Genomic DNA, 1,052 nt, shown 5'->3' on the forward strand with positions numbered 1-1,052 from the left:
GCTGTCTAGGTATTCTTTCACCCACTGACAGAAGTTTTCCACCGAAACACTAAAAGTCTGCTCAGAATCCTCAAACCACTTGTGTGCAGCTTCTGCTGATAGATTCAGTGCCTGAGAAATCGCAGTTTCGACATCATCCTGATAGAACTGATATCCGTCACGTTCTTCTAGCCAAGACATGCCGCTAGATTCTTCAAAAGCCTGTTTAAAGCGCTCATACACCCCTTTCTGGCTCAGGTGACGTTCCATATGGGCAATATGTGGATGGTCAGCACTAAAACCCTGATACTCGTTAAACACACGTAAAAACACATTCAGGATCGGATTGCCATCGTCATTGGAACTGGCTTTACTGTCAATGTTAAACAGGATGACATCGGCATGATGGCTAACGGCCTTGCTAATATCCGCACGGATAAACGCATCCCGGATTTTGCTTTCATCAAAGAATTCTGCAGCACTGCGTTCGTTACCTTCCGCGTCACGTGCCACTTTATTGGCCAGAATATACGACAAGGTTTTCAGGAAATGTGATTTACCTGAACCAAAGAAGCCCGAAATCCATACGCCGACACGGTTGGCAATCGAAGGATCGCTTAGGTCTGTGCCATAAGACTGGAAAAAGTCCCGAAAATGCTTTTCCAGTTCATTGGTGACCACATACTCATCGAGTTCCTGATAAACCGTAGTATTGTCATTCTGGTCTGCTTTTACGACCCCGTTAATCGCACGATCTAATGGCTTATAAAAAAGTTCTTTAATGTTCATCTCAATCCATTCCCCCGAATTCTTATTTCTATTTGCCGTGTTAAGGCACTAATCTGAATGCTCTGTAGTAATTATTGCTTGGAATTTTTCCAAATAAACTCATCGCTTGACCGTCGTAATAACCTGGGTAAAACAGCACCACTGGCTTATGCCCCAGTAACGAATGCAAACTGTTCAATAAGTGATGGGCACGTAACAGTGGCCAAACCGACCCTACCCCAGTCATCAACACAATATCTTGTGCATTGGTGGCATATTTACTCACCAGATAGGGCGCGAACTTA

The 1,052-nt window shown here is 44.2% G+C and carries 1 protein-coding gene and 1 pseudogene; both read right to left on the reverse strand.

Annotated elements, in window-relative coordinates; all coding sequences use genetic code 11:
* Positions 1-768 (reverse strand): annotated as a pseudogene (locus FTV42_RS17325) (BREX system P-loop protein BrxC); the annotation flags it as partial.
* Between the two features lie 40 nt (positions 769-808).
* The coding region (locus FTV42_RS17330) for a BREX protein BrxB domain-containing protein (protein WP_180039293.1) at positions 809-1,052 on the reverse strand (244 nt) is incomplete at its 5' end.

This window comes from Acinetobacter sp. YH16052, from assembly GCF_013417155.1.
In the GTDB taxonomy this organism is placed as follows: Bacteria; Pseudomonadota; Gammaproteobacteria; order Pseudomonadales; family Moraxellaceae; genus Acinetobacter.